This window comes from Burkholderia sp. Cy-637, from assembly GCF_011753175.1.
Lineage (GTDB): Bacteria > Pseudomonadota > Gammaproteobacteria > Burkholderiales > Burkholderiaceae > Burkholderia > Burkholderia gladioli.
In genome coordinates this window covers 25966-52598 of sequence record NZ_VWWC01000022.1, presented here as the reverse complement: position 1 = coordinate 52598, position 26633 = coordinate 25966, and the positions used below count along the sequence as shown (strand labels likewise).

General features: G+C 64.7%; 21 protein-coding genes. 11 read left to right on the top strand and 10 right to left on the bottom strand.

All coding sequences use genetic code 11. The features are described 5' to 3' along the window. Positions 1-9: 9 nt before the first annotated feature. From F3J10_RS09290 to F3J10_RS09270, 5 genes are all read right to left on the bottom strand, one after another. Complete coding sequence (locus F3J10_RS09290) at positions 10-1044, bottom strand: hypothetical protein (RefSeq protein ID WP_167241934.1); 1035 nt, start codon at positions 1042-1044, stop codon at positions 10-12. After that, entirely contained in the window at positions 1041-3941 is a 2901-nt protein-coding gene (locus F3J10_RS09285) for a hypothetical protein (RefSeq protein ID WP_167241933.1), read from the bottom strand. The genes F3J10_RS09290 and F3J10_RS09285 overlap by 4 nt, the downstream gene beginning before the upstream one ends. A 69-nt stretch (positions 3942-4010) precedes the next feature. Then, positions 4011-6539, bottom strand: a complete 2529-nt coding sequence (locus tag F3J10_RS09280; RefSeq protein WP_167241932.1) for a type VI secretion system Vgr family protein — start codon at positions 6537-6539, stop codon at positions 4011-4013. Positions 6540-6931: 392 nt separating this feature from the next. Beyond that, positions 6932-8260, bottom strand: a complete 1329-nt coding sequence (locus tag F3J10_RS09275) for a nitrate/sulfonate/bicarbonate ABC transporter ATP-binding protein (RefSeq protein ID WP_025096594.1) — start codon at positions 8258-8260, stop codon at positions 6932-6934. A gap of 22 nt (positions 8261-8282) precedes the next feature. Beyond that, on the bottom strand, positions 8283-10037 hold the full coding sequence (locus F3J10_RS09270) for an ABC transporter permease subunit (protein WP_025096595.1): 1755 nt from the start codon (positions 10035-10037) through the stop codon (positions 8283-8285). 535 nt (positions 10038-10572) lie between these two features. On the opposite strand from F3J10_RS09270, the gene F3J10_RS09265 reads away from it, so the two are divergent. After that, positions 10573-10839 (top strand): hypothetical protein, encoded by a 267-nt coding sequence (locus tag F3J10_RS09265; RefSeq protein WP_013699028.1) that lies wholly within the window; start codon positions 10573-10575, stop codon positions 10837-10839. 153 nt (positions 10840-10992) lie between these two features. Here F3J10_RS09265 and F3J10_RS09260 read toward each other — a convergent pair whose 3' ends face one another. Both F3J10_RS09260 and F3J10_RS09255 read right to left on the bottom strand, forming a co-directional pair. Continuing rightward, positions 10993-12306, bottom strand: coding sequence for an ATP-binding protein (locus F3J10_RS09260; protein ID WP_025096596.1), 1314 nt, complete (start codon positions 12304-12306; stop codon positions 10993-10995). After that, positions 12290-13015, bottom strand: a complete 726-nt coding sequence (locus F3J10_RS09255) for a response regulator (RefSeq protein ID WP_013699030.1) — start codon at positions 13013-13015, stop codon at positions 12290-12292. Before F3J10_RS09255 ends, F3J10_RS09260 begins: the two co-directional genes overlap by 17 nt. 228 nt (positions 13016-13243) lie before the next feature. On the opposite strand from F3J10_RS09255, the gene F3J10_RS09250 reads away from it, so the two are divergent. The 6 genes from F3J10_RS09250 (at position 13244) to F3J10_RS09225 (ending at position 19207) form a co-directional block, all read left to right on the top strand. Next, positions 13244-13792, top strand: a complete 549-nt coding sequence (locus tag F3J10_RS09250) for a periplasmic heavy metal sensor (RefSeq protein WP_046577271.1) — start codon at positions 13244-13246, stop codon at positions 13790-13792. Between the two features lie 497 nt (positions 13793-14289). Further along, the gene (locus tag F3J10_RS09245; protein WP_167241931.1) at positions 14290-15066 is read left to right on the top strand and encodes an ABC transporter substrate-binding protein; all 777 of its coding nucleotides are present in this window, start codon (positions 14290-14292) and stop codon (positions 15064-15066) included. A 181-nt stretch (positions 15067-15247) separates the two neighbouring features. Next, on the top strand, positions 15248-15937 hold the full coding sequence (hisQ, locus tag F3J10_RS09240) for a histidine ABC transporter permease HisQ (protein ID WP_025096598.1): 690 nt from the start codon (positions 15248-15250) through the stop codon (positions 15935-15937). Then, complete coding sequence (locus F3J10_RS09235) at positions 15934-16647, top strand: ABC transporter permease (protein ID WP_013699034.1); 714 nt, start codon at positions 15934-15936, stop codon at positions 16645-16647. The genes hisQ and F3J10_RS09235 overlap by 4 nt, the downstream gene beginning before the upstream one ends. Before the next feature lie 18 nt (positions 16648-16665). Next, a complete protein-coding gene (locus F3J10_RS09230) occupies positions 16666-17445 on the top strand; it encodes an ATP-binding cassette domain-containing protein (protein ID WP_025096599.1) in 780 nt (259 codons plus the stop codon). Between the two features lie 688 nt (positions 17446-18133). Next, the gene (locus F3J10_RS09225) at positions 18134-19207 is read left to right on the top strand and encodes a porin (protein ID WP_025096600.1); all 1074 of its coding nucleotides are present in this window, start codon (positions 18134-18136) and stop codon (positions 19205-19207) included. A gap of 251 nt (positions 19208-19458) precedes the next feature. On the opposite strand, the gene F3J10_RS09220 is transcribed toward F3J10_RS09225, so the two are convergent. Together F3J10_RS09220 and F3J10_RS09215 are read right to left on the bottom strand one after the other, a co-directional pair. Then, the gene (locus tag F3J10_RS09220) at positions 19459-19797 is read right to left on the bottom strand and encodes a P-II family nitrogen regulator (protein WP_013699037.1); all 339 of its coding nucleotides are present in this window, start codon (positions 19795-19797) and stop codon (positions 19459-19461) included. 54 nt (positions 19798-19851) lie between these two features. Next, positions 19852-21537 carry an NAD+ synthase gene (locus F3J10_RS09215; RefSeq protein ID WP_025096601.1) on the bottom strand — a complete coding sequence of 562 codons (1686 nt, stop codon included), beginning with the start codon at positions 21535-21537 and terminating at the stop codon, positions 19852-19854. A gap of 106 nt (positions 21538-21643) precedes the next feature. Here F3J10_RS09215 and F3J10_RS09210 point away from each other — a divergent pair, with 106 nt between their 5' ends. Then, on the top strand, positions 21644-22825 hold the full coding sequence (locus F3J10_RS09210; RefSeq protein ID WP_166912918.1) for a GNAT family N-acetyltransferase: 1182 nt from the start codon (positions 21644-21646) through the stop codon (positions 22823-22825). Positions 22826-22887: 62 nt separating this feature from the next. Beyond that, entirely contained in the window at positions 22888-23406 is a 519-nt protein-coding gene (locus F3J10_RS09205; RefSeq protein WP_167241930.1) for a GIY-YIG nuclease family protein, read from the top strand. Between the two features lie 152 nt (positions 23407-23558). On the opposite strand, the gene ppa is transcribed toward F3J10_RS09205, so the two are convergent. Next, entirely contained in the window at positions 23559-24086 is a 528-nt protein-coding gene (gene ppa / locus F3J10_RS09200; protein ID WP_013699041.1) for an inorganic diphosphatase, read from the bottom strand. Between the two features lie 248 nt (positions 24087-24334). On the opposite strand from ppa, the gene F3J10_RS09195 reads away from it, so the two are divergent. Then, positions 24335-25774: an aldehyde dehydrogenase family protein gene (locus tag F3J10_RS09195; RefSeq protein ID WP_025096604.1), complete on the top strand. Its 1440-nt coding sequence runs from the start codon at positions 24335-24337 to the stop codon at positions 25772-25774. Between the two features lie 88 nt (positions 25775-25862). Beyond that, positions 25863-26621 carry an SDR family oxidoreductase gene (locus F3J10_RS09190; protein WP_166912916.1) on the top strand — a complete coding sequence of 253 codons (759 nt, stop codon included), beginning with the start codon at positions 25863-25865 and terminating at the stop codon, positions 26619-26621. Positions 26622-26633 lie beyond the last annotated feature (12 nt).

The following is a 26633-nucleotide window of genomic DNA, read 5'->3' as shown; positions in this document are numbered from 1 at the left end:
CCTATCACGTCATGGTGTGATAGCTAGGTCGTCGGCTTTAATCCATCGAAGCAGATGCTTACCGGAAGCGTTTATGTAGTCCACATAAACCCAGCCGACAGGTGACTGTTGCAACACTGTCACTCTGTCATTCTTAATCAGATAAGCATGGGTCGCGCTGGCTTCATTCGGCGCAGAATACAGGGTGGCACGCGCCGTCGAGATACCAGCTGTCTTAGATCCTTTATTCCCATCGACTGAGGGCGTCGATGTTGCATTCATCTTGGAAAGCGCAGTATCGATCGAGTGCGCAGCGAACTGCGAGCCCGAAGCATGGAGGGCTGCCGAAATTTTTTGATAGGCTTCGCGGTTATCAAGAGATAAAGGATCGCAACGCATTAGATTTTCGGCGCCGGAAATATCGAACTCAAGCGAACCTTTGGCTGGTTGCCCGGAATTAATAAATTTAATTAACTTTTTGGCCGATGGCCGACTATCTTGCAACATTGCCTTCGACTCATCCTCGCCCCCCCACTGGGCTGGATGACCGCGTTTCCAACCTGCTCCGCATATTTCCCCGGCTTGATCTTCATAGACACATCCAGATGGGATTTCCAATACAGAACAATACTGGGTGGCTGAGTTGGTGCTTGCCCCCCCACCACCAACGACGCCCACCTCAAACCTCCCAATCAAAACAAATTGACCGGAAGGGGAAACATCCTCTTTGCTCGCGGCCCAGGTTTGAGAAAAACCGACCGGATCATTATTCCTCGGAATTATATTAAAAGATGAACCATCAGAAAAATGAAACACTTCTCTCTTCCACAAAGGATCGGAAGGTTGGTTTCCTGTAGGCAATGGATCGCTGTATACAATCGATGCCCCGTTGGGCAGGGAAAATTTAAATGTGTTCGACGATGGCGAACCAAGTGCCCACGAAGTGGCAGCGTTAGTAAAAAACAACGTCACGAAAGCCAATATAGTGGCATGCAAAGAACGGCTCATCGACAAACCGCGATATTTCTGAACTAAATTTCTCATATCAAATAAAATATTGATCATGATGGAGCTCCTAGCACCGCAACCAAGTGTGCATATCGATCCGGGCCGACCGATTTTCCATTGGCCACCGCCATGGCTCTAGAGTTTCCGTAGTCCTGTAAAATACTGGATTCATACTCAGCCCTACCAGCGCCCCACTCCTCAGGATTACGTGAAATATTCGGATTTTTTTTAAAAAATCGATCCAATGCAGCCCCGACATCACGCGACACAAGCGAAGGCGCATTGACGCTTTGATCCAAAGCAGTAGCACGTCCCAATGGCGAATGGAAATAATCCTTTATCGAAAAATCATAACCCCTCGGACTCTGATCTATTGCCTTATTAAATCGAATCAAAAAATCCTTTACTTGCAACCTTTGATATAACGGTGACGACACTGCATGTGCCATGGAAGCGATAGGAGGGCAGTCAACGGGCTTACGAAAAGTATCAGCCGAGCAATCACGCCGCAAAGCATTAAAAAGAGCCTTCCCGATAAGCCGAACACCATTAGTAAAGGTCGGATGAGCATATCCTAGCGATGCATCTCTCCCACTACCGACAACTGTCCAGCCACAGTTTTCGAAAAATCTCGCATACTCCAAAGGATGTTCACTTCTAAAATCAGAAATCTGCGTAGCCAACTCACCCGTACTTGCATCCCCGATAATTATTTTTTGCATCGCCCCAGCCGTTATGATTGCCGTATCATAAGCATGCACTGTATCTATGCATCCTTCATTACTCGACATAGCGCGCAAAACCTTTTCCTCTACATCACTCAACTCCCCACTGGCTCGCATCGATTTTAGTGCCAAACAATCCCCCAATGGGACAGAACCATCGTGAATGGGCCCCCACCAAATATCTGTTTTAGTGTGAGCGAATCGAGTTCCCTTAACCGTCAGACAACACCCACACGCACACGTGTCCGGGTCGAAAAAATTACTCACCAAACCAACCGGATGCAGATGATAGACGCTCGGCCCCGACAAAGGCTTCAGCGCTCCCTTGCATGCATCCCACACTTGCAACTGCTTGATCCGATCCTTCTCAACCTTCCAATAAGGCAAACCGTCGTGCATCAGCGGATCGAGCGCATCCCACTTGCTCATCTGCCCGCCCCATTCGCTCTCGTACTTCACCACCAAGTGATCGACGCGATTGGCACGCCACTTGTCTCGCAGGGCGCTCAGTACATCCTCGCCGAGAACCTTGCCTTGACGGTGCTCAGCCGACATCAAGGCCTCATCGAGTTGAGTGACCAACGCATCGCTTTTGGCGCTATTGAAGCTGGCCTCGAACGCGGTCTTTTCCTCGGCGGTGCCGTTGTCGTTTTTCAGATGCAAAAAGCGTTTGTAGAGATCAGCCGTGCTCAGGTTCGAAGACAGCAACTTGAAGCCTGCCCAAGCCCATTTATTCTGCAACGACACATGCGCTTGCCCCGAGGCACAGACGAAGCCGTTTACGGTCTTTTGCCCAGCATCGCCTGCATCGACTTGATACCAGCTGTGCTTCTTATCGTCGACGAACTCCACAAGCCCGCCGATATTGACCACGCGCAAGTAATCATTCGTGCCAGCGGGAGTATTCGCCGTCGACAGAGGAAACTCACGCCACGCCTTGCGCGTGCCCTTGCCATCCAACTCGCTGCGCTGAATCCAGTACGGGGTCGTGTCTGCACTCCCCTTGATCTGCACCTTCGTCCACGCACCGCGTTCAGGTGAATCCTTGGTAGGTGTGACGACGGTTTTCTCCGGCAAGGTCAGATCACCTTCCGCCTTATAGCCGTACAGAACAGCGCCCTTCTCCAATACCAGTTGAGTTTTCGGCTCCTGCGTCAATTGAGCCGCGCGTGCCACGCTGCGAGTCATGAACGCCGGCAGGTCGTCGCCGGCAAACACCTCGACATGCAGCAAGGCGCGCTGCGGGCTGGGCGGCAACGTCGACGCATGTTGCACGTTCTGATACTCGCCCAGATAGCCGATCACTTCGCCCGCACCGATGCGGATCGGCTTGGGCAGCACGTAGGCCTTGTCGAGCGCAGCCGGATTGATCTCGTCATCGAACGCCGCGAGATAGACCCAGCCTTTCGATGCATCGGCTTCCACGGTCCCGCCCGGCGTGATCGGCGCGATTTCACCGGACACGATCGCTTCGATACGTCCCCAGCCCTTCGGCGCACGCGCGGGGCGCTGAACCTTGACCTTGCTGCCGGACGGCAAGATGCCGAGATTCTTCTCGGGATGCCCGCGTTTGTCGCGATGCACGTGAATGCCTTTGATCGGCTCGCCAGATTTGACGTTTTCCTGCTGATCTAGCGCGTCTTTCGCATTGACCGTATACGTGGACTTGACCGTGTAAATCGATTCGGCGTTGTAGTATCCGGGCCAGGTCTTCTTGTTCTTGTCCTGCTCCGAATGCTTGTACACCTTGCAGGGCGCCAAGTGCATGTACAAGCTGAAAAACACCAGAGAGTCGGCCGGATCGGTGCTCGGCTTGTTCGACGAATCCGGCGTATTCGATGCGCCGTTGGAGGTACCCGCCGGCACCGGGGGCAAGGTCAGCTTGTGCTTGACCAAGGTGAAGCTGCGCGAATACAGCGCTGTCGACTGGTCCGGATAAGTCAGCCGCTGGTAGTCACTATCGAGGCAATACGCCACCACCTCGCCATCTGCAATGCAGCGCACGCCACCGCTGTGATCGAGGTCACCGGAGGCGGACGAACCACCCTCTTGATCGAAGTGAATTCCACCGTGCCAGAGGCCATTCAAACCCAGGGGAAACGGACCATCGCTGCCTTGCAGCGCCGCCAGGTAAGCGTCCGGATCGATTGCCGCGCTAGCATCCTTTTGTGGGAATGGATAAGCCCATTGCGAAATCGCGGTCAAGGTGTCACCAGTATCAGCTGCCATGCTCTGTGTTTCCTGATTGTATTCGCGGTGTCGTAGCGCGCTACGCACGCCTTGTCGAGCGCCCAGGCGCTATCCGGAAAAGGGCGTCGAGCGCTTCGGCTTGCCGTCAGACGCCACCCACGAAGGAAATGCCGGATCCAGGCGGGTTGGCCCCGAAAAGTTATGCGAGCCGCCCTTCACGTCGATCTTTCCGGGTGCATGAATTTCGATGTTCCCGTCCGAGATTCGGATGTAGGCACCGCCACTGGTCAGCAAAACTTCCTGCTTGGCGGTGAAGTTGACCGTGTCTGTCGCCGACAGCACCTTTACCGTCTTCTGCGCCACCAACTCGATGGTGTCCGACTGCGCCTGAATCTCCACCTTGCCCTTCCCCGCGAACAGCTTCATGCCGGCGTTCTGGACGAACAGGCTCAGCTTTTCGGCAACGCTTGCGACCAGTGACTTGCCCGCCGCGACGTTGACGCTCTGCCCACTTACGAGGTTCACATGCTGGTTCGCCGCCACATGCACCGATTGCTGCGACGACAAGCCGATCGAAGCCGGGCTGCCGAACACCATCACCGGCTGCTGGAACGTATTGGCGCTGCCGGTCCCCCCGCCTGCTGTATTGCCCCCCGCGCCGAGCGCGCCGCTCGCGCTGTTCTGAGTCGCATCGGTCAGCGCCCGCATCGCATCGTGCGCATCCTGCAGGCTTTCGGCCTGATGCTGCACGCTCGCTTCCGAAAGCGACTCGACGATGCTCTCGGCATTGACGAGCTGTTGCTGCGTCTCCTTCACATCGAGCGGTTGGCTACTGATCGTCTTGGGATAGGTAGTGACATACAGGCCACGGCTAGCGCGCACCGCGCCGTAGTCGTCGGTACGCAGATCGAAGCCACTGCCGAGGTAAGCACCGCGCGAGTTGCCACTTTGATCGATCAGATAGCCAAGGTGCAGCATGCTATTCGCGCTGCTGCTCATCAGTTGGACCCGGTTCTGGCCGGTTGCGTCGTCCATCACCATCTGGTTATAGCCGGCTCCCGAATACTCCTTCGATCGGTATCCCGACAGGATGCCGTTGCTATGCCACTGAGGCTTGACCTTTCCGTTGTACACGCGGTGCAGCACGATCGGGCGATCGCAGTCACCACCGACGTAACCGATGACGACTTCCTCGCCAATGCGCGGCATGTGCACGCCACCGTAGCCGCCACCCGTATCCGATTGCGCGACCCGCACCCAGCACGACGCACCGGCATCGCCCTGGTTTTGCCGATCCCAGACGAACATCACCTTCGCACGGTTCAATTCGTCCGTGTACACCTCTTCACCCTGAGGCCCTACGACGATCGCCGTCTCGAGATGCATTTTCGGCTTCTTGTGCTCGAACGGGCTGCGATACGGGACCGTCGTGCGCTGCGCCTCCACCTCGACCAGAAAAAAACCAGCCGAACCATCATCATGGGGAACCGATTCCCCCGCATAGCCCGTCTTGGCCAGCGCCAGTGCGCGTTGCAAACTATGTGGAAAGCTCGCCTCCTGATTCGACAGCGGCAGATTGTTCTCGATGTACCGTCGAACCTTGATCGCAGCGAATTCACGTTGAGTCGCCGAATCCCGATCGTGCTCCGGATGACCGGTCAGTTCGAACCGCAGGCCCGCATCGACCCCTCGAACGCCGCCCACGCCGAAGAAACGTTTCGCTTGCGACTCCCACTCCTCCAGATGGATCTTCGACAGGTGCTCGCCTCGATCCTGCTGGGGATAGGTATAGGCTCCCGTGTATTCGTAGACTTCGGCTTGCTCGGGTAGTGCTCCTTGGCCGGCCATCGTCGGCAATGTCGTTTCTTTCGGATTGGCAGCGGTCGATGGTGTCTTGTAGTCGAACGTGCGCGTCGTATGGGTCGTGCTCTGCAAGGTCCGGGAGCCGCTCCACTGAGTGAACGCGTCGACCTCGCTGCCGGTGCCCGATCGATAGAACTGGACCGGACTCGACGATACTGGTTCGAGCGAATGAATATCGTCCGTCACGACGAGCATATGCGACTTACCGTCTTTACTTTGCCGCCAAGCCCCGAACAACCCTTCCTCTTCCATCAGTCGATGGACGAAATTCCAGTCGGATTCGCTCTGGCGGCAATACGACCGCGATGGCAACGCTTTCGACAAGGCAAACTGGAAATTGCCTTGGGCTTGCGGATGCTGATTGAATACGTCGGTGATGATTGCGTCGACGCTCCGATCTTGCCAATAGCGCATGTCGCTGCGGAATCGCAGGAAATGCATCCACGACGCGAAAACCAACTGATAGGCAGTAAAACTGCCGTCTGCACCGAGGCGTCGCGCGGTATGCACATAGCCGTTGATCGGTAAATAGGATTTGTCCGCCTGCTGGATCCACAAGCTCATCGGCTGCGCGATCACCGCCTTGAGTTCGACGTCACCAGCCGTCGAGATCATGTCGAGCGTCACGCTGAAGTCACGCCCGAGTTCCGACGCGGCCAGGACACGACACGGCACCATGGTGTTGGCCGGCAGCGACGGAATGTCCGTCTTGACCAGCCGATCTTGCTGAATCAGTCCGCCCTGAATGGCCTGAGTCAAATCGGTCACGTTCATTCGTTACCCATCTTGTTGTCGGCCTCATCACGGCCTGCTCTCTCGCGGGGACGGCTCCCCGGCTTCACTTGTCTGAGGATTCTAATGACATCGGGAGATCAAGGAAATCCCCGCCCGAAAGGCATTGGAAAGGATTGCGCGATAGACGCGCAGCGGCGTCGCAACACGCTAGGAGGACATCGGCAACAGCCCGCTGCCGCACCATCGAAGCCCTTCGTGAAAATGCCATCAAGCGGGTTGTTCCACTTTGATGCCGTCACTCTTCGGGTCGAAATTTTTTTGACCTGATTCAACAAAACAAAAAAGGCGCGATGATCGATCGCGCCTTTCTCACTACCCCTCACACCTCGGCTTCACGATGGATGCCCATCCCCGGCACCCACCCACCACCCTCAAGACTCCACATCCTCCAGACTGAAGATCTCCGTCTGGTCGTTATACGAGAAGATCTCCCCATAACGCCCCCAGTCGATCACCGCGTCGAGCGTCTCCTCGGCCGCGCTGTCCGACAGGAAATCCTCCAGCTCCTGCTCGAAGCGCACGCGCGGCGCGCGATGGCCGGGCCGCTCGTTGAGCACCTTCTTGATCCGCGCCGCCAGCGGCACGTGACGCAGCAGGTGATCGGCGAACATCATCTTGCGCTCCTGCGTGCCGAACTCGGCGAACACGCGCGCCGGCGGCGTCAGGAACACGTCGCCCTCGCGCACGTCGGCGAAGCCCAGGTGCTGCAGCACTTCGGCGATCGGGAACAGATCATCCACCTCGAGATGCAGCGAGCGCGCGATTTCCGGCATGTCGGCGCGGCCGTGGTACGGCGGCGCGGCCAGCGTCTCGATCAGGCCGGCCATCAGGTTGGTCGACACGCGCGGCAGCCAGCTGCCCGAATCGAGACCCTTCTTGGTGGCCTCGCCGGTCTGGCGCGCCGTCATCTTCGCGTAGATGTCGTCCACCAGCTTGCGGAAGGCCGGGTCCAGGCGATTGCGCGGATGCTTGAACGGCACCTTGATCTCGGCGATCACACGCCCCGGGTTCGACGACAGCACCAGGATCCGGTCGCACATGAACACCGCTTCCTCGATGTTGTGCGTGACGATCAGCACCGACTTGATCGGCATCCTGCCCTGCGTCCACAGGTCGAGCAGGTCGGTACGCAGCGTCTCGGCGGTCAGCACGTCGAGCGCCGAGAACGGCTCGTCCATCAGCAGGATGGTCGGGTCGACCACCAGCGCGCGCGCGAAGCCGACGCGCTGGCGCATGCCGCCCGACAGCTCGCGCGGATAGGCGTTCTCGAAACCGTCCAGGCCGATCAGGTCGATCGCCGCGAGCGCGCGCTCGCGCCGCTCGCGAGCGGCCACGCCGAGCGCCTCCAGGCCCGCTTCCACGTTCTGCAGCACGGTCAGCCAGGGGAACAGCGCGAAGGTCTGGAACACCATCGCCACGCCCTCGGCGGGGCCGCTCAGCGGCTTGCCGAGGTAGGTGACCTCGCCGCCGGTCGGCTCGATCAGCCCGGCGATGATGCGCAGCAGGGTCGACTTGCCCGAGCCCGAACGGCCCAGCAGGCCGACGATCTCGCCCTCGCGCAGCGACAGGTTGGCCCCGTCGAGCACGAGCAGCTCGCCCTGCGTCTTGTTGAAGCCGCGGCTGACGTCCTTGACGTTCAGGATCTCGTCACCCAGGCGCGGCGGCGCCGGCGGCGTCTGGACAGCATTCTGGTTTTGCATCGCGTTTCGCTCTCAATGAGTCTCAGTCGAGCCGCAGCTTCGCTTCGGCGTAGGCGTACAGCGGGCGCCACAACAGGCGGTTGAACAGGGTCACGAACAGCGACATGACCGTGATGCCCATGATGATCTTCGGATAGTCGCCGGCGGCGGTCATCTCGGAGATATAGGCGCCGAGGCCGTGCGCCTGGATCTTGGTGTCGCCCCACTGCACCAGCTCGGAGACGATGCTGGCGTTCCAGGCGCCGCCCGAGGCGGTGATCGCACCGGTCACGTAGTAGGGGAAGATGCCGGGCAGGATCGCCTGGCGCCACCATTGCCAGCCGCGGATGCGGAAGTTGGTGGCGGCCTCGCGATAGTCGTTGGGATAGGAGGTCGCCCCGGCGATCACGTTGAACAGGATATACCACTGGGTGCCGAGCACGATCAGCGGCGACAGCCAGATGTCCGGGTTCAGGTGGAAGCGCGCGATCACGATCACGAACACCGGGAACAGCAGGTTGGCCGGGAACGCGGCGAGGAACTGCGCGATCGGCTGGGCCTTCTCGGCCAGCGCCGGGCGCAGGCCGATCCACACGCCGATCGGCACCCACACCAGCGAGGCGATCGCGATCAGCACCAGCACGCGCAGCAGCGTGGCCAGGCCCAGCAGGAACACATGGCCGACCTCGGCCAGCGTCACGCCGGTGGCCACGAAGCTCACCACGCGCCACACCACGTAGGCGGTGCCGATCAGCACCAGGATCGCCCAGCCGATGTCGGCCGCGCGCGAGGCCTGCTTCTCGACGCGCGGCAGCGCGAAGCGCGAGGCGTCGAACGAGGGCAGCCGGAACGGCAACCGCGCGGCGCGCGCCAGCAGCCAGCCGGCCGGCACCAGCAACTGGTGGATCAGGCGCGTGCGGCGCACCAGGTCGAGCAGCCAGGATTCGGGCGCGTCGCCCGAGCTGGTGTTCTCCATGCGGAACTTGTCGGCCCAGGCCACCAGCGGGCGGAACAGCAACTGGTCGTAGGCCAGGATCACCACCGTCATGGCCAGGATCACCCAGCCGATCGCGCCGACGTTCTTGTCCGAGATCGCCTGCGCCAGGTAGGCGCCGATGCCCGGCAGGATGATGGAGTGGTTGCCCACCGTGATGGCTTCGGAGGCCACCACGAAGAACCAGCCGCCCGACATCGACATCATCATGTTCCAGATCAGGCCCGGCATCGAGAACGGCACCTCGAGCTTCCAGAAGCGCTGCCAGGTGGTCAGGTGGAAACCGCGCGAGACCTCGTCCAGGTCGCGCGGCACCGTGCGCAGCGACTGGTAGAAGCTGAAGGTCATGTTCCAGGCCTGGCTGGTGAAGATCGCGAAGATCGCGGCCAGCTCGGCGCCGGCCACGCGGCTCGGGATCAGCGCCAGGAAGAAGGTCACCGTAAACGAGATGTAGCCGAGCACCGGCACCGACTGCAGGATGTCGAGGATCGGCACCAGCACCATGCCGGCGCGGCGGCTCTTGGCCGCCAGCGTGCCGTAGACCAGCGTGAACACCAGCGAGGCGACCATCGCCGCGAGCATGCGCAGCGTGGTGCGCAGCGCGTATTCGGGCAGGTTGGCGGGATCGAGCGAGATCTTCTGGGTGCTGAGCGTGCCGATCGGCGCCATGGTCTCGTGGAAGCCCACCGCCGCCATCGCGATCACGCAGAGGATCAGCGGAAAGGCGATGAAGTCCCAGCGATTGGGCAGCACGCGCCACGCCGAGGCGTTCGCGATCCGGTTCGGATTGAAACCAAAATCCATCAGGCACCCTCCCCGGCATGGCCGTTCGAAGCGAAATTTGAGGCCAGCATGCGTTCGTGACTCATGGTAAGGCGCATTGCGGTGTTTGCTTATGACTGGACAATCCCGAGCGTCGGCTACCGCAGCCCCGCTCGCTCACCCATCCCGGGCCCGCCCAAAAAGGGCCGGGCGCGACGACGGCACGACACTACTACAACCCCTGTGACAGGCACAAGCTTCCGGTACGCAACATGAAGGCATCCCCCGCCAATCGCAGGCAAACATCACCCAAATCGAAGGAATTCACGGGTGGAATGCGGGGAATTTGAAAGAAGTCGCAAGCGGGATGCAACGCGCGTGACACGGCGCAAGGGCGAATTATGCCGCGATCCGGGATGCGGGGAAACCCGCCGGGGCGCGAACGCAACACGCGCGGGCGCCGGCCGCCGCCGTCGCGCCGCGCGAATACAAAACGAACCGCCGGCGAGCGGCGGCGACTAAGCAGGTATGATCAAGGCTGCTACGCAAGAACGAACGTCACAGGCAGGAGGGCTGAATGGCAGGAAATCTGGTTATCGTGTGCCGGGATCAGGACGCGGATGCTTTCTATACGCTGATGCAGGAATACGGCACATTCCAGGCGCGGCTGTCGTCGACCGCGTGGTATCTGAACATGAACGTGGTGCCGGAGTCGCTGCAGGACGAGATCCTCGAGCGGCTCGGCAAGTACACCACGCTGTATATCTTCGAGGCGACCAGCGTCACCTACAACACGATCGACAGCCACGCGGCCGAGACGCTCGGCTCGCTGTTCGGCGAGTGAGCGCGGCACGGCGCGCGGCTTCGGCCGCGCCGTCGGCGGCGTGATTCGATCTCCTGCCGCGCGCGTGGCGCGGCAGGACAACCCCGGCATCGCCGGGGTTTTTATTTGGCTTGCCGCAACGGCATCACGCCGCCGGGGCCGGCCGGGCGCCGCTCATGCGCCCACGTGCTCGCGCTCCGGCTTCGGCACCACGTCGAACGGAAACACCATCTCGACGCGCAGCCCGCCCTGCTCCTGGTTGCCGATCCGGCACTGGCCGCCGGTGCGCTGCACCAGCCGCTCGACGATCGCCAGGCCCAGCCCGCTGTGGCCATTGCCGCCGCGCGCCGGGTCGAGCCGCACGAAGGGCCGCGTCGCGTCGGCCAGGTCGCGCTGCGCGATGCCCTTGCCGCCGTCGCTGACCGTCAGCACGTAACCCTCGGCGCCGCGCTCGGTGGCGATGCGCACCGGCGGCGCGCCGTAGGCATGGGCGTTGTCGAGCAGGTTGGAGAGGATCCGGTCGAGCGTGGCGGTCGGCAGGCGGAAGCCCGGCCCGGCCGCCAGCGCGATCTCGACCGGCTGCGCGTTCGGCGCGACCGCGCGATAGGTGCGCGCGATCCGCTCGCAGGTCGGATCGACCTCGACCACCTCGCTGCGATCGGCCCCGCCGTTGGCGAACACCAGGAACTGGTCGACGATGTGGGACATCGAGTCCACGTCGCGCACCACGCCGTCGCGCAGGCGCGCGTCGTCCATCATCTCGGCGCGCAGGCGCATGCGCGCCAGCGGCGTGCGCAGGTCGTGCGCGACGCCGGCCAGCATCACGGCGCGATCGTTCTCGGCGCGCGACACCTGCTCCACCATCTGGTTGAAGCCGCGGGTGAGCTGGCGCAGCTCGCGCGGCCCCTTCTCGCGCACCGGCGGCACCGTCATGCCGCGGCCGAAGCGGCCGACCGCGCGCGCCAGCGAGCGCAGCGGCTGCTGCAGTTGCCAGGCGGCGAACAGGGCCGCCATCACGGCGGCCGAGAAGATCATCGCCAGCCACAGCAGCATGCGGTCGCGCGAGCGGCGCGCATGCAGCGGCTGCGCCGGCACCACGATCCAGTTGGCGTCGTGAGGCTCCTTCACCCACAGCACGGGCGGCCTGCCGGGCGTGCCGAAGCGCACCTCGGTGCCGGGCGGCATGCGATCGCGCAGATCCTCCAGGAAACGCTTGGGCGGCGGCGGCAGGTCCGGCTCCTCGCGCGGCACGTCCGCGCTGTCCGGCGGCACGATCCGCACGCGCGAGGGCAGCGGCTGGTCGGGCGTGCGTTCCTCGTGCTGGCGCACCGCGTCCACCAGGAAGGCCGCCTCCTCCACCGCGTAGCGCATCTGCGTCTCGTTGCGGTCGAAGCGGATCGCCAGGTACCACGCGAAGTGGGACAGCAGCAGCACGCCCACCACCAGCAGCGCGAGCCGCCCGAACAGCGAATCAATGGGTCTGCGCATGGGCCTCGCCGTTGGGCACGAACACGTAGCCGCGTCCGCGCACCGTCTGGATGAAGCGCGGCGTGGACGGATCGCTTTCGAGGATCCGCCGCAGGCGCCACACCTGCACGTCGATGCCGCGGTCGGTGCCGTCGTATTCCGGGCCGTGCAGCAGTTCGAGCAGGCGCTCGCGCGTCAGCGTGCGCAGCGCGTTGTTGACGAAGATCTTCAGCAGCGCGAATTCGCTGCTCGACAGCGTGGCCGGCTTGCCGTCGACCGACAGCGTGCGCGCCTGGAAGTCGAGCACGAAGCGGCCGAACGCATAGGGTTCGCGCTGCTCGGGCGCGGCCGCCGAGGGCGTGGCGCGGCGCCGGCGCAGCACCGCCTGGGCGCGGGCCAGCAGCTCGCGCGGGTTGAAGGGCTTGCCGAGGTAGTCGTCGGCGCCGAGCTCGAGGCCGACGATGCGGTCGACGTCGTCGGCGCGCGCGGTCAGCATGATCACCGGGATGTCGTCGCCGGCCGCGCGCAACTGGCGCAGCGCGGTCAGGCCATCGACGCCCGGCATCATCAGGTCGAGCACGATCAGGTCGGGACGCTCGCGCTCCAGGCGCTTCTCCAGGGTGGCCGCGTCGTGCAGCACCGATACTTCCATGCCCTGGCGCACGAGATAGTCGCGCAGCAGGTCGCGCAGTTCTTGGTCGTCGTCGACGATGAGGATCTGGGTAGTCATGGCGTGGATTTTATCGTGCGGGTTGAGGAAGCCGACTGAAACAAAGGCGCGAATGGGTTACTGGGAATTACCGCGCAAGCCGGATGTAATGCATGGTAACCGCGGGCAGGGTGGAGGTAACACGACGGGCGGGGCGCTTGGCTACGCTGCGTCTTACCGATACGGACGGCGGCGGCCCGAAGGCCCGCCCCGCCGGTCGCTCCACTCATTCGACCAGGAGTCATCGCAATGTATAAGAAGACGTCTCTCGTGGCTATCGCTGCCGCTACCGTACTGGCCCTTTCGTTCGGCGCCGCCGCCCGCGCGGCCGACCCGGCCGGCCCGCAAGGCGGCCCGGGCATGCATCACCACTGGCACCACGGCGGCCCGATGGAGGTGTTCAAGCGCCTGCACGACCAGCTCAAGCTGACGCCGGCACAGGAGCAGCAATACCAGGCCGCCGAGGCCACCGCCAAGCAGAACCGCGAGGCGATGCGCCAGAACTTCGAACAGGGCCGCTCGCAGTTCGAGGCCGCGCAGAACCAGCCGATCCTCGACCTCGACGCGCTGGCGGCCGCTCGCCACCAGATCGGCGAACAGAACCGCCAGTTGCACGAGCAGACCGAGAAGGCCTGGCTGGCCTTCTACGACGGCCTGAACGACCAGCAGAAGACCCAGGTCAGCACCGCGCTCAAGCAGCAGTTCGCGAAGATGAAGGCGCGCCACGACAAGATGAAGGCGCATTGGGGCCATCACCAGGCCGCCAAGCCGGCAGCCGCTTCGGCCGCCGCGCAATAAGCGCCGGCGTGGCCGGCTCGCGGTGCCGCCGGCATCGCGAGCCATTCGCCGGGGCCTGCTCGCCGGGCCCCGGTCCTGCCTTGCCTCACGGCGCCTTGCGCGCCCGCTTCACACGTCCGCGTCCCGCGCGGGCTCGTCGTCCCCCCTGCGTTGCCCCGCCCCTCGCTGCCCTCCCCCGACATCATTGTTGACAGTTGCCGCCGCCCGCGCCGCGGTACGATCGCCATCGCCCGAGCCTGCCTGTCCCGCGCGGCGCCCACCGGCACCGCGCCGCCTGCCCGTGTCGCCCCCGATTGCGCCTCGCGACGGGATGCGCAACGATCCGAGCCGTAATTCGAGCTTGCGCGCCGCCGGCTCGGGTAAAATACCGCGCTTTTGGCCGGCCGGGCCCCGCCCGACCGTTCGCCGAAGCCGCCGAGGCCGAATTTTGGCTACCTAGAATAGGGCCGGCGCGCGAGACGAACGGGCCGGCAAGCAGCAGCCGCAAGAGGAAACTGATGAACAAGCTCGCCCTGTGCGCAGCGCTCGCCCTGATGGCGGGCGGCGCCTTCGCGAAGGAATGGAAAACGGTCCGGATCGGTGTCGATGCCAGCTATCCGCCGTTCGAGTCGGTCGCGAAGAACGGCGACATCGTCGGCTTCGACGTCGACCTGACTCGCGAGATCTGTACCCGGATCGCCGTGCGCTGCACCTGGGTGGCCCAGGATCTCGACGGCATCATCCCGGCGCTGAAGGCCCGCAAGTTCGACGTGATCGTCTCGTCGCTCACCGTCACCGACAAGCGCCGCGAGCAGATCGACTTCTCGGACAAGCTGTACGACGCGCCCGCGCGCATGATCGCCAAGGCCGGCTCGCCGCTGCTGCCGACGGTGGCCTCGCTCAAGGGCAAGACGGTCGGCGTCGAGCAGGGTTCGACGCAGGAAACCTACGCGAAGACCTACTGGGAAACCCAGGGCGTGACGATCGTGCCGTACCAGAACCAGGACCAGGTCTATGCCGACCTGGGCACCGGCCGGCTCGACGCCGCGCTGCAGGACGAGCTGCAGGCCGACTACGGCTTCCTGCGCACGCCGCGCGGCAAGGGCTTTGCCTGGGCAGGCCCCGAGGTGAAGGACCCGAAGACCATCGGGGACGGCACCGCGATCGGCCTGCGCAAGGAGGACACGGACCTGAAGGCGAAGATCAACGCCGCCCTCGCCACGATGCACCAGGACGGGACGTACGACAGGCTGTCGCACAAGTACTTCTCGTTCAGCGTGTATTCGGCGAAGTAACCACGTTTCGGCCAGGGCGGCCGCCGCGCGCCGAGCGTGCACGGCGGCCGCCCTGGCAGGAAGAAGTCGCACGCCGCCCGGCGGAATCACCGGACGGCCCGACCCACACGCACGGGGCGTGCCGCCCGATACGCGGCACGCGTCTTTCGCGGCGCATACGACGCGCCGCCGAGGACCACATATGTTTCTCCAAGGCTACGGCCCGCTGATACTTTCCGGCACCTGGCAGACCGTCAAGCTCGCGGTGCTGTCGTTGATCCTGTCGTTCATCCTGGGCCTGCTCGGCGCCGGCGCGAAGCTCTCGCGCAACCGCTTCTCGAACGGCATCGGCACGCTCTACACCACGCTGATCCGCGGCGTGCCCGACCTGGTGCTGATGCTGCTGCTGTTCTACAGCATCCAGATCTGGCTGAACCAGCTCACCGACCTGATGAGCTGGGACCAGATCGACATCGACCCGTTCGCCGCCGGCGTGCTGGTGCTGGGCTTCATCTACGGCGCCTACTTCACCGAAACCTTCCGCGGCGCCTTCCTGTCGGTGCCGCGCGGCCAGCTGGAAGCCGGCGCCGCCTACGGCATGAGCAGCTGGCAGGTGTTCACGCGCGTGATGTTCCCGCAGATGATGCGCTTCGCGCTGCCCGGCATCGGCAACAACTGGCAGGTGTTGGTCAAGTCCACCGCGCTGGTGTCGATCATCGGCCTGGCCGACGTGGTCAAGGCCTCGCAGGACGCCGGCAAGGGCACGCTGCGTTTCTTCTTCTTCACGCTGCTCGCGGGGGCCATCTACCTCGCGATCACGACGATCTCGAACTTCGTGCTGATGTGGCTGGAAAAGCGCTACTCCACGGGTGTGCGCAAGGCGGAACTATGATCGAGCTGATTCAGGAATACTGGCGCAACTACCTGTATACGGACGGGTACCGCTTCACCGGCGTGGCGATCACGCTGTGGCTGCTGGTGGTGTCGATCGGGCTGGGCTTCTGCCTGTCGGTGCCGCTCGCCTGCGCGCGCGTGTCCAAGCGGCGCTGGCTGTCGGGCTCGGTGTGGCTCTACACCTACGTGTTCCGCGGCACGCCGCTCTACGTGCAGCTGCTGCTCTGCTACACCGGCCTCTACAGCCTGCAGGTGGTGCGCGACACCACCATGCTCAACCAGTTCTTCCGCGACGGCATGCACTGCACGCTGCTGGCCTTCACGCTGAACACCTGCGCATACACCACCGAGATCTTCGCCGGCGCGATCAAGTCGACGGCCTATGGCGAGATCGAGGCCGCGCGCGCCTACGGCATGTCGACCTTCACGCTGTATCGCCGCGTGATCCTGCCTTCGGCGCTGCGCCGCGCGCTGCCGCTCTACAGCAACGAAGTGATCCTGATGCTGCACGCCACCACGGTGGCGTTCACGGCCACCGTGCCCGACATTCTCAAGATCGCGCGCGACGTCAATTCGGCGACCTACATGTCGTTCCACGCGTTCGGCATCGCCGCGCTCCTCTATCTCGCGATCTCGTTTACGCTCGTGTGGCTGTTCCGCCAGGCCGAGCGACGCTGGCTCGCCTACCTGCGCCCGCAAGGCAAATAAACGGCGCGAGGACTCCTGATGAATTCCCAGATGCACAAGCTTTTCGTCGACGATCTCCACAAGCAGTACGGCAGCAACGAAGTTCTCAAGGGCGTGTCGCTGAAGGCCCACGCCGGCGACGTGATCAGCGTGATCGGCTCGTCCGGCTCGGGCAAGAGCACCATGCTGCGCTGTATCAACTTCCTCGAACAACCGAACGCCGGGCGCATCTTCGTCGACGGCGAAGAGGTGCGCACCGCGAAGGACAAGGGCGGCGCGCTGAAGGCGGCCGACACCAGGCAACTGCAGCGCGTGCGCACCAAGCTGGCGATGGTGTTCCAGCACTTCAACCTGTGGTCGCACATGAACGTGCTCGAGAACGTGATCGAGGCGCCGGTGAACGTGCTGAAGCTGTCGCGCCGCGAGGCCGAGGAACGCGCCCGCGAATATCTCGAGAAGGTGGGCCTCGCGCCGCGCCTCGAGAAGCAGTATCCCTCGCATCTTTCCGGCGGCCAGCAGCAGCGCGTGGCGATCGCCCGCGCGCTGGCCATGCAGCCCGACGTGATGCTGTTCGACGAGCCCACCTCGGCGCTCGATCCGGAGCTGGTGGGCGAGGTGCTGAAGGTGATGCAGAAGCTGGCCGAGGAAGGCCGGACCATGATCGTGGTGACGCACGAGATGGGCTTCGCGCGCAACGTCTCGAACCACGTGATGTTCCTGCACCAGGGCCGCGTCGAGGAAGAAGGCGCGCCGGCCGAGGTGTTCGGCAATACCCGCAGCGAACGCCTCAAGCAGTTCCTGTCGGGCAGCCTGAAGTAATCGCCCCTTTCCCTGGCCGGCATCGCATGGCGCGGTGCCGGCAGTCTCCCGCCCTTCTTTTCGTTACCGATGCGATCGACGCATCGCGCTTCCCGACCTCCACCTCCCCCTTCTCCGCGCTTGCCTCGCGCAAACCGCCGCGGCATCGCATTTGTTTAGAAAAACGAAGTAAACAAACGAGCCCGACACTCCCACTATCCGGTCATTCTTTTACGGATAGCTAACGAATTCGGCCTCTCGCCGAGGTACGCCGGTCGTGTCATCGCGTCAATAGTGGCAATCCTTGACCCCCCCTCCCGGAAACCGTGAACGCCTTGTGCAGCAAGCCTTTGCGGCATGTTTCCGACCCCTCCCGGAACGGTCGCGCCCCGTCATTATGGCAATTTGGCGACACCAGCTAGTCAAACAACGATTTTCGTCGCCACGAAAGTGTATTTTTGCTAAATTAGTAACCAAAGTAGCAAAACGAAAGTCATGAAATGTAGTTTGACTTCATGACACAGGAGACCCCCGGCTTGCCCGATCGGCAAAACGGCCTGCAAAACGGTTCGTCCGCACAAGAAACGCGCCAGCCTACCCGGCAGCCGCAGGTGGTCTCCCTGGTTATCCCATGTTGACCGGATGCATTGCGCATCCGGCATCTTGCGCAGTTGGTGGGTTGACTTTTTGACAGGGTATGGAGGAGATGATGAAGAAAGCATTGCTCGCGGCAGCATTGATGACTGCCGGGGTGGCAGCGCAGGCGCAAAGCAGCGTGACGCTGTACGGTCGCCTGGACGCAGGGCTCGAATACCTGAACGGCGGCCAGGCCGGCCACACGATCCGCGCGGAAAGCGGTGACTGGGGCACCAGCCTGTGGGGCATCAAGGGTGTCGAGGACCTCGGCGGCGGCTACAAGGTGCTGTTCCACCTCGAAGGTGCGTTCAACACCATGACCGGCGGCATGGGCTCGAGCGGCACGATCTGGGATCGTTTCGCGACGGTCGGTATCTCGAACGACGCCTACGGTACCCTGCTGCTGGGTCGCGAACTCGCGATCGCCAACGGCGTGTGGGACTTCGATCCGTTCGGTCAGTCGAACTGGTCGACCGCCTCGCTGGTGCGTGGCCGTAACTGGAACAAGACCAGCAACAACATTTCGTATCAGTCGCCGAACATCTACGGCTTCGACGCCTACGGCCAGTACGCGCTGTCGAACGCCACCAACTTCAACGGCAACGGCACCACCAACCAGGGCCGCAGCGCCGGTCTGCAGTTGACCTACACGAACTCGCTGTTCCAGTTGCGCGGCCTGTACGACGAAGCGCGCGATCCGGCCAACGGCAAGCTCGACGACGTGTTCAACTACTCGCGCGAATACTTCGCGGGTGCGAACGTGTTCCTCGGCCCGTTCAAGCTGCAGGCTTCGTACCAGTCGTCGCACGCTGACGGCGCACCGGCCGCCAACAACGGCATCACGACGACGCAGCAGGTCTGGGGCGGCGTGACGTGGCAAGCCACGCCGGCGGCAGCGCTGATCGCGGCGGTCTACCACGTGAACGCCAACAACGGCGGCGGCAATGCCACGATCTACACGATCGGCGGTTCGTACAACCTGTCCAAGCGCACCCTGCTCGACCTGCAGGCTGCCACGCTGCGCAACAGCAAGACGGCCAACTTCGGCCTGAACGCCAACCCGGCGGGCACGGCGGTTTCGACCGGCAACCCGAAGGCTGGCGGTTCGCAGACCGGCGTCTACGCAGGTATCCAGCACCTGTTCTGATCGTCGCGAGACGCATCAGGCATTACAAGACATCGAGTTTCACGCTGCTGCGAGAGGCGCGTATCGGTGCGGTACCCGAAGGGGTATCGCACCGTTTTTTATTTGGTGCGCGCGCAACTTGATGGAATCCCCGACGACGAACACCGGCCTCGCGCCGGCCGTCGCCGTAAACGACAATGGCCCGGCGAACCCGGGCCATGCCGAAACCGGCTCGCCGCGCGGCAGCGCGCGAGCCGTCACGAAAACGGCGCTCAGACCGCCGCTTCGTTCTCCTCGCCGGTGCGGATGCGGATCACGCGCTCGACGTCGGACACGAAGATCTTGCCGTCGCCGATCTTGCCGGTGCGCGCCGCGCCGATCACTGCGTCGATCACCTGGTCGACCTGGTCGGCCGCCACCACCACCTCGATCTTCATCTTGGGCAGGAAGTCGACCACGTATTCGGCGCCGCGATAGAGCTCGGTATGACCCTTCTGGCGGCCGAAGCCCTTCACTTCCGTCACGGTGAGGCCCGTCAGGCCGACCTCGGCGAGCGCCTCGCGCACTTCGTCGAGCTTGAACGGTTTGATGATGGCGGTAATGCGTTTCATGATGATGCTCCGGGTAAGGGGACGTCCTGGACGGATTCTACGCGCGACGCCCCATCAGTCGATGCGTTCCGTGAAGCGCGAGGTGATCGGGTAGCGCCAGTCGCGGCCGAACGCGCGGTGCGTGACGCGGATCCCGATCGGCGCCTGGCGCCGCTTGTATTCGTTGATCTTGATGAGGCGCGTGACGCGCGTCACGTCGGCTTCGTCGTAACCGGCCGCGACGATCTCGGCCAGCGGCCGGTCCTCCTCCATGTACATGCGCATGATCGCGTCGAGCGCGTCGTAGGACGGCAGGCTGTCCTGGTCGGTCTGGTTCTCGCGCAGCTCGGCCGAGGGGGCGCGCGTGAGGATCCGCTCCGGGATCACCGCCAGCCTGCCGAACTCGGCGGCCGCGTTGCGGTAGTGGCAGAGACGATAGACCAGGGTCTTGGCGATGTCCTTGATCACCGCGAAGCCGCCCGCCATGTCGCCGTAAAGCGTGCAGTAGCCGACCGCCATCTCGCTCTTGTTGCCGGTGGTCAGCACGATCGAGCCGAACTTGTTCGACAGCGCCATCAGCAGCGTGCCGCGAATCCGCGCCTGGATGTTCTCCTCGGTCGCGTCTTCCTCGCGGCCGGCGAACTCGGCGGCCAGCGAGGCGCGGAACGCGTCGAACATCGGCGCGATCGCGATCTCGTCGTAGCGCACGCCGACGCGACGCGCCATGTCGGCCGCGTCGGTGGTCGAGATATCGGCCGTGTAGCGCGAGGGCATCATCACCGCGCGCACCCGATCGGGCCCGAGCGCGTCGCAGGCCACCGCCAGCACCAGGGCCGAATCGACGCCGCCCGACAGGCCAATCAGCGCGCCGGGGAAACCGTTCTTGCCGATGTAGTCGCGCACCCCGAGCACCAGCGCGCGATAGACCTGGGCCTCGGTCGACAGCGCCGGCGCGATCTCGCCGGGCAGCGGCCGCGCGCCCTCGAACTCGACGATCGCGTGCCCTTCCTCGAACTGCGCCATGCGCGCCACCAGCTCGCCCGCGCCGTCGAGCACGAAGGAGCCGCCGTCGAACACCAGTTCGTCCTGGCCGCCGACCAGGTTCACATAGACCATCGGCAGGCCGGTCTCGCGAATCCGCGCGCGCAGGATGTCGACGCGCACCGCGTCCTTGTTCATGTGATACGGCGAGCCGTTCGGCACCAGCAGCACCTCGGCGCCGGCCGCCTTGGCGAGCTGGGCGGCCGAGGCGTGCCAGACGTCCTCGCAGATCACGATGCCGAACCGGGTGCCGTTCAGCTCGAACACGCAGGGTTGCGGATCCGTCGCGAAATAGCGCTTCTCGTCGAACACCTCGGTATTGGGCAGGTCCTGCTTGCGATAGGTCGCCACCACCTTGCCGCCGACGATCAGCGAGGCGGCGTTGTAGGTGCCGACGGGGGCGGCGCCGCGCTCGATCGGGCGGTTTGCATTACCATCGGCGCTGGACTCGCGCAGCGGATGGCCGACCAGCACCGCCAGGCCTTCCAGCGGCGCCAGGCGCGCCGCCAGCTCGGCCAGCGCCTCGGCAGCGGCCGCGAAGAAGGCCGGACGCAGCAGCAGGTCCTCGGGCGGGTAGCCCGACAAGGCCAGCTCCGGCGCGACCAGCAGCTGCGCACCATCCTTGTGCGCGGCACGCGCGGCCTCGACGAGGCGGACGACGTTACCGGCGAAATCGCCGACGGTGACGTTCAGTTGGGCAAGAGCGATACGGGTTTTCATGACGGAACCTGCGCGGCCGGGCGGGCCGCGTGACGAATGCCTCCGGGCGCATCAACGGCGCGCCGCGCCTGTCGCGCGCATGCCGATCGAAACGGATCTCAGACGGTTGAAACACGAACGCATCGATTATCGCATGGGGCTCCTGAGCTCTCCGCTGGAAGTGGATGCCGGCGAGTGGAACGCCCTGCTGGCTCGACAGGCGCATCCCACGCCCTTCCTGCGCCACGAATTCCTCGCCGCGCTGCACGCCACCGGCTGCGCGGTCGGCGAGACCGGCTGGTCGCCGAATTTCCTCACCCTGAGCGAGGCCGACACGGGCGCGCTGGTGGCGGCCTCGCCCGTCTATGCCAAGCAGCATTCGTACGGCGAGTACGTGTTCGACTGGGCCTGGGCCGACGCCTACCAGCGCAATGGCGTGCCCTATTACCCGAAGCTGCTCTGCGCGGTGCCCTTCACGCCGGTGCAGGGCACGCGCCTGATCGCCGCCAACGAGCGCGCGCGGCGCCAACTCGCCGCCACCCTGGTGGCGCTGGCCGAGCAGAGCGAGGTGTCCTCGCTGCACGTGCTGTTCCCGACCGGCGAGGAAGCCGGCCTGCTGGCCGAGATGGGCATGATGCTGCGCGAGGGCGTGCAGTTCCACTGGCTCAACGACGGCTATCGCCATTTCGACGATTTCCTCGCCACGCTCGAACAGAAGAAGCGCAAGAACATCCGCGCCGAACGGCGCAAGGTGGCCGAGGCCGGTGTCAGCTTCCGCCGCGTGCGCGGCGAGGACGCCAGCGACGCCGACTGGCGCTTCTTCTCGCGCTGCTACCGGCAAACCTATCGCGAGCACCATTCGAGCCCGTACCTGAACCTCGATTTCTTCCGCCGGATCGGCGAGACCATGCCCGAGAACCTGCTGCTGGTGATCGCCGAGGCCGAAGGCAAGCCGATCGCCAGCGCGCTGGCCGTCTACGCGCGCGGCGAGGACGGCGGCGGCACGCTCTACGGGCGCTACTGGGGCGCGCTCGAACACGTGCCCTGCCTGCACTTCGAGACCGCCTACTACCAGCTGCTCGAGTTCTGCATCGAGGAGAAGCTCGGCGCCTTCGAGGGCGGCGCGCAAGGCGAGCACAAGCTCGCGCGCGGCTTCATGCCGACCGTCACGCACTCGGCGCACTGGCTAGCGCACCCGGCCTTCTCGGACGCGGTGGGCGATTTCCTCAAGCGCGAGACCGGGCAGATCCACGCCTACGTGGACGAGCTGCGCGAGCACAATCCCTTCAAGGACGGCGGCACGCGATGAGGCCGCCGGCGCGCGGCGCGGTTTTTCTGAGACACTGACGGCTTCGCTTCCCCGGCCGCGCCATGTCCTGGTACCTGTATCTGATCGAATGCGAGGACGGCAGCGTCTACACCGGCATCACCACCGACGTCGACGCCCGCTTCGCCCAGCACGCCAACGGCACCGGCGCGCGCTACACGCGCTCGCGCAAGCCGCGCGCGGTGCTGGCCTCGTTCGAGCTGGCCGACCGCTCCAGCGCCTCGCGCGCCGAATACTGGGTCAAGCGCCTGACGCCCGCGCAGAAACGCGAACTGGCCGGCGGCCGGCGTTCGCTGGATTCGGTGCTGCCGGCCGTGATCGCGGTCGATGATGACGAGGCGATCGAGGCGATCGAGGCAATCGAGGCAATCGAGCCCGCCGTCACGCCGCTCGACATGGCCATCGACGCAGCGCTCGCCCAGGCTCCCCTCGCTGCAACCGCACCCGAAGCCGGCCCGGCCGCGATCGAAGTCGGCATCGAGGTCCAGGCCGAACCGGCACTCGACGCAACCCCACCCAAACGCGCCCGCCGCTCCCGCACCACCCGCTCCCCGCGCGCCTGAACCCGCCTGAACCCGCCTGAACCCGCTAACCGGGCACGCGCCCATGAAAAAACCGCGCGGCCCCGAGACGGGACACGCGCGGTTTCGCGCAAGCCGGCGGCAGCAGCCCGGCGCGGCCTCTCGGCACGCCGGCCCGGCGCCGCGACGCGGGCTTACTTCTGGGCGTTGGCCACGCCTTCCGAGATTTCCTTGTGGGCGGCCTCGATGCCGGCCCAGCCGTCGACCTTCACCCACTTGCCCTTCTCGAGCGCCTTGTATTGCTCGAAGAAGTGCTTGATCTGGTCCTTCAGGTACTCGGGCACGTCGTCCAGCGACTTGAGGTTGGCCGTCATCGGGCACACCTTGTCGTGCGGCACGGCGATCAGCTTGGCGTCGACGCCCGACTCGTCGGTCATCTGCAGCATGCCGAGCGCGCGCGAACGCACCACCGAGCCGGCCAGCAGCGGGAACGGGGTGATCACCAGCACGTCGACCGGATCGCCGTCGCCCGACAGCGTCTGCGGGATGAAGCCGTAGTTGACCGGATAACGCATGCCGGTGCCGACGAAGCGATCGACCACCAGCAGGCCGAGATCCTTGTCGGCCTCGTACTTGACCGGGTCGCTTTGCGCCGGAATTTCGATGATGACGTTGAAATCGTGCGGCAGATCCTTGCCGGCCGGAACATTGCTGAAGCTCATGAGCGCTCTCTGCATGACGATGGGAAAACGGGACGGGGCGCAAACGATCTCGCCCCCGCGAAGAGCCGCCATTATAGCCAATCACCCGATGGCGCTCCGGCGAAGTTAGGTGCACACTTGCCCGCGGCGCGAACAAAATGCAGGCCCCGCGGCTGCCGTGATCGCCGCGCCTGGCCTGCCATGCATCACCGCCCCAGCATCCGCAGCAGCTTCGGTCGTACCTCGATACCCAGGAGCCAGGAGCAGGCATGGAAGAGGCAAGGCACTTCATCGCGGGCGAATGGGTCGCGCCCGCGAACGGCGAGACGATCGCCGTGATCGACCCGTCCGACGGTGCGCCGTTCGCGCGCCTGGCACGCGGCAGCGCCGCCGACATCGACGCCGCCGTGCGCGCGGCGCGCGGTGCCTTCGAGGGCGCCTGGGGCGCCACCAGCGCGGCCGAACGCGGCCGCCTGCTGTTCCGGCTCTCGCAGCGCGTGGCCGAGCAGCAGGAGGCGCTCGCCCAGCTCGAATGCCGCGATACCGGCAAGCCGCTCAAGCAGGCGCGCGCCGACGCCGCGGCGCTGGCGCGCTACTTCGAGTTCTACGCCGGCGCGGCCGACAAGCTGCACGGCGAGACCCTGCCCTACCAGAACGGCTATACCGTGCTGACGATCCGCGAAGCCCACGGCGTCACCGGCCATATCGTGCCCTGGAACTACCCGATGCAGATCTTCGGCCGCAGCGTCGGCGCGGCGCTGGCCACCGGCAATGCCTGCGTGGTCAAGCCGGCCGAGGACGCCTGCCTGTCGCTGCTGCTGGTGGCGCGCCTGGCGGCCGAGGCGGGCCTGCCGGGCGGCGCGCTCAACATCGTGACCGGCTACGGCCACGAGGCCGGCGCCGCGCTGTCCGCGCATCCGGGCATCGACCACATCTCCTTCACCGGCTCGCCCGACACCGGACGGCTGGTCGCGCAGGCCGCCGCCGAGCGCCACGTGCCGGTCACGCTGGAGTTGGGCGGCAAGTCCCCGCAGATCGTGTTCGCCGATGCCGACCTCGACGCGGCGCTGCCGGTGCTGGTCTCGGCGATCGTGCAGAACGGCGGGCAGACCTGCTCGGCCGGCAGCCGCGTGCTGATCGAGCACGGCGTCTACGAGCCGCTGCTGGACCGGCTCGCGACCGCCTTCAACGCGCTGCGTGTGGGCCCGGGCCTGGCCGACCTCGACTGCGGCCCGCTGATCAACGCGAAACAGCAGCAGCGCGTCTGGGATTTCCTGTCCGACGCGCAGCACGACGGCATCGCCATGGCCGCGCACGGCGAGGTGGTGCCGGAGGCGCCCGAAAGCGGCTTCTACCAGGCGCCCACCCTGCTGCGCGACGTGCCGCCCGGGCATCGTCTCGCGCAGGAAGAGGTGTTCGGCCCGGTGCTGGCCGCGATGCGCTTTCGCGACGAAGACGAAGCGCTGGCGCTCGCCAACGGCACCGCCTACAGCCTGGTGGCCGGCATCTGGACCCGCGACGGCGCGCGCCAGATGCGCCTCGCGCGGCGCGTGCGCGCCGGCCAGGTGTTCGTCAACAACTACGGCGCGGGCGGCGGCGTCGAGCTGCCCTTCGGCGGCAGCGGGCGCTCGGGCCACGGGCGCGAGAAGGGCTTCGAGGCGCTCTACGGCTTCACCGTGCTCAAGACCATCGCGCTGAAGCACGGCTAGTCGGCACGCGGCGCGGCACGTTTCAAGCGGCGCCCGGCGGCGAGGCCGGCGCGCCTTCCGATCATCGACACGAGACAGGAGACGATTCATGCGGCTTGCGGGCAAGACAGCCATCGTCACGGGCGGCGGCTCGGGATTCGGCGAGGGCATCGCCAAAACCTACGCGCGCGAGGGCGCGAACGTGGTGGTCAACGACCTGAACGGCGCGGCCGCCGAGCGCGTGGCCAGCGAGATCGCGGTGGCGGGCGGCAAGGCGATCGCGGTGCCCGGCGACGTCTCGCGCGGCGAGGACTGGCGCGCCCTGCTGGCCGCCACGCTGGAGGATTTCCGCCAGGTCCACATCCTGGTCAACAACGCCGGCACCACGCATCGCAACAAGCCGGTGCTGGAGGTCGGCGAGGCCGAGTACGACCGCGTCTACGCGGTCAACATGAAGAGCCTGTTCTGGAGCGTGCAGACCCTGGTGCCGTATTTCCGCCAGGCCGGCGGCGGCGTGTTCGTCAACATCGCCTCCACCGCCGGCATCCGGCCGCGCCCGGGACTGGTCTGGTACAACAGCACCAAGGGCGCGATGATCACCGCCAGCAAGGCGCTCGCCGCCGAGCTCGGCGCCGACCGGATCCGCGTCAACTGCATCAACCCGGTGCTCGGCGAGACCGGCCTGATGACCGAGTTCATGGGCGTCGAGGACACCCCCGAGAACCGCCAGCGCTTTCTCGCGACGATCCCGCTGGGCCGCCTCTCGACCCCGCAGGACATCGCCAACGCGGCGCTCTACCTGGCTTCGGACGAAGCCGAGTTCATCACTGGCACCTGCCTCGAGGTGGACGGCGGCCGCTGCATCTGAGCGGCGCGGAGA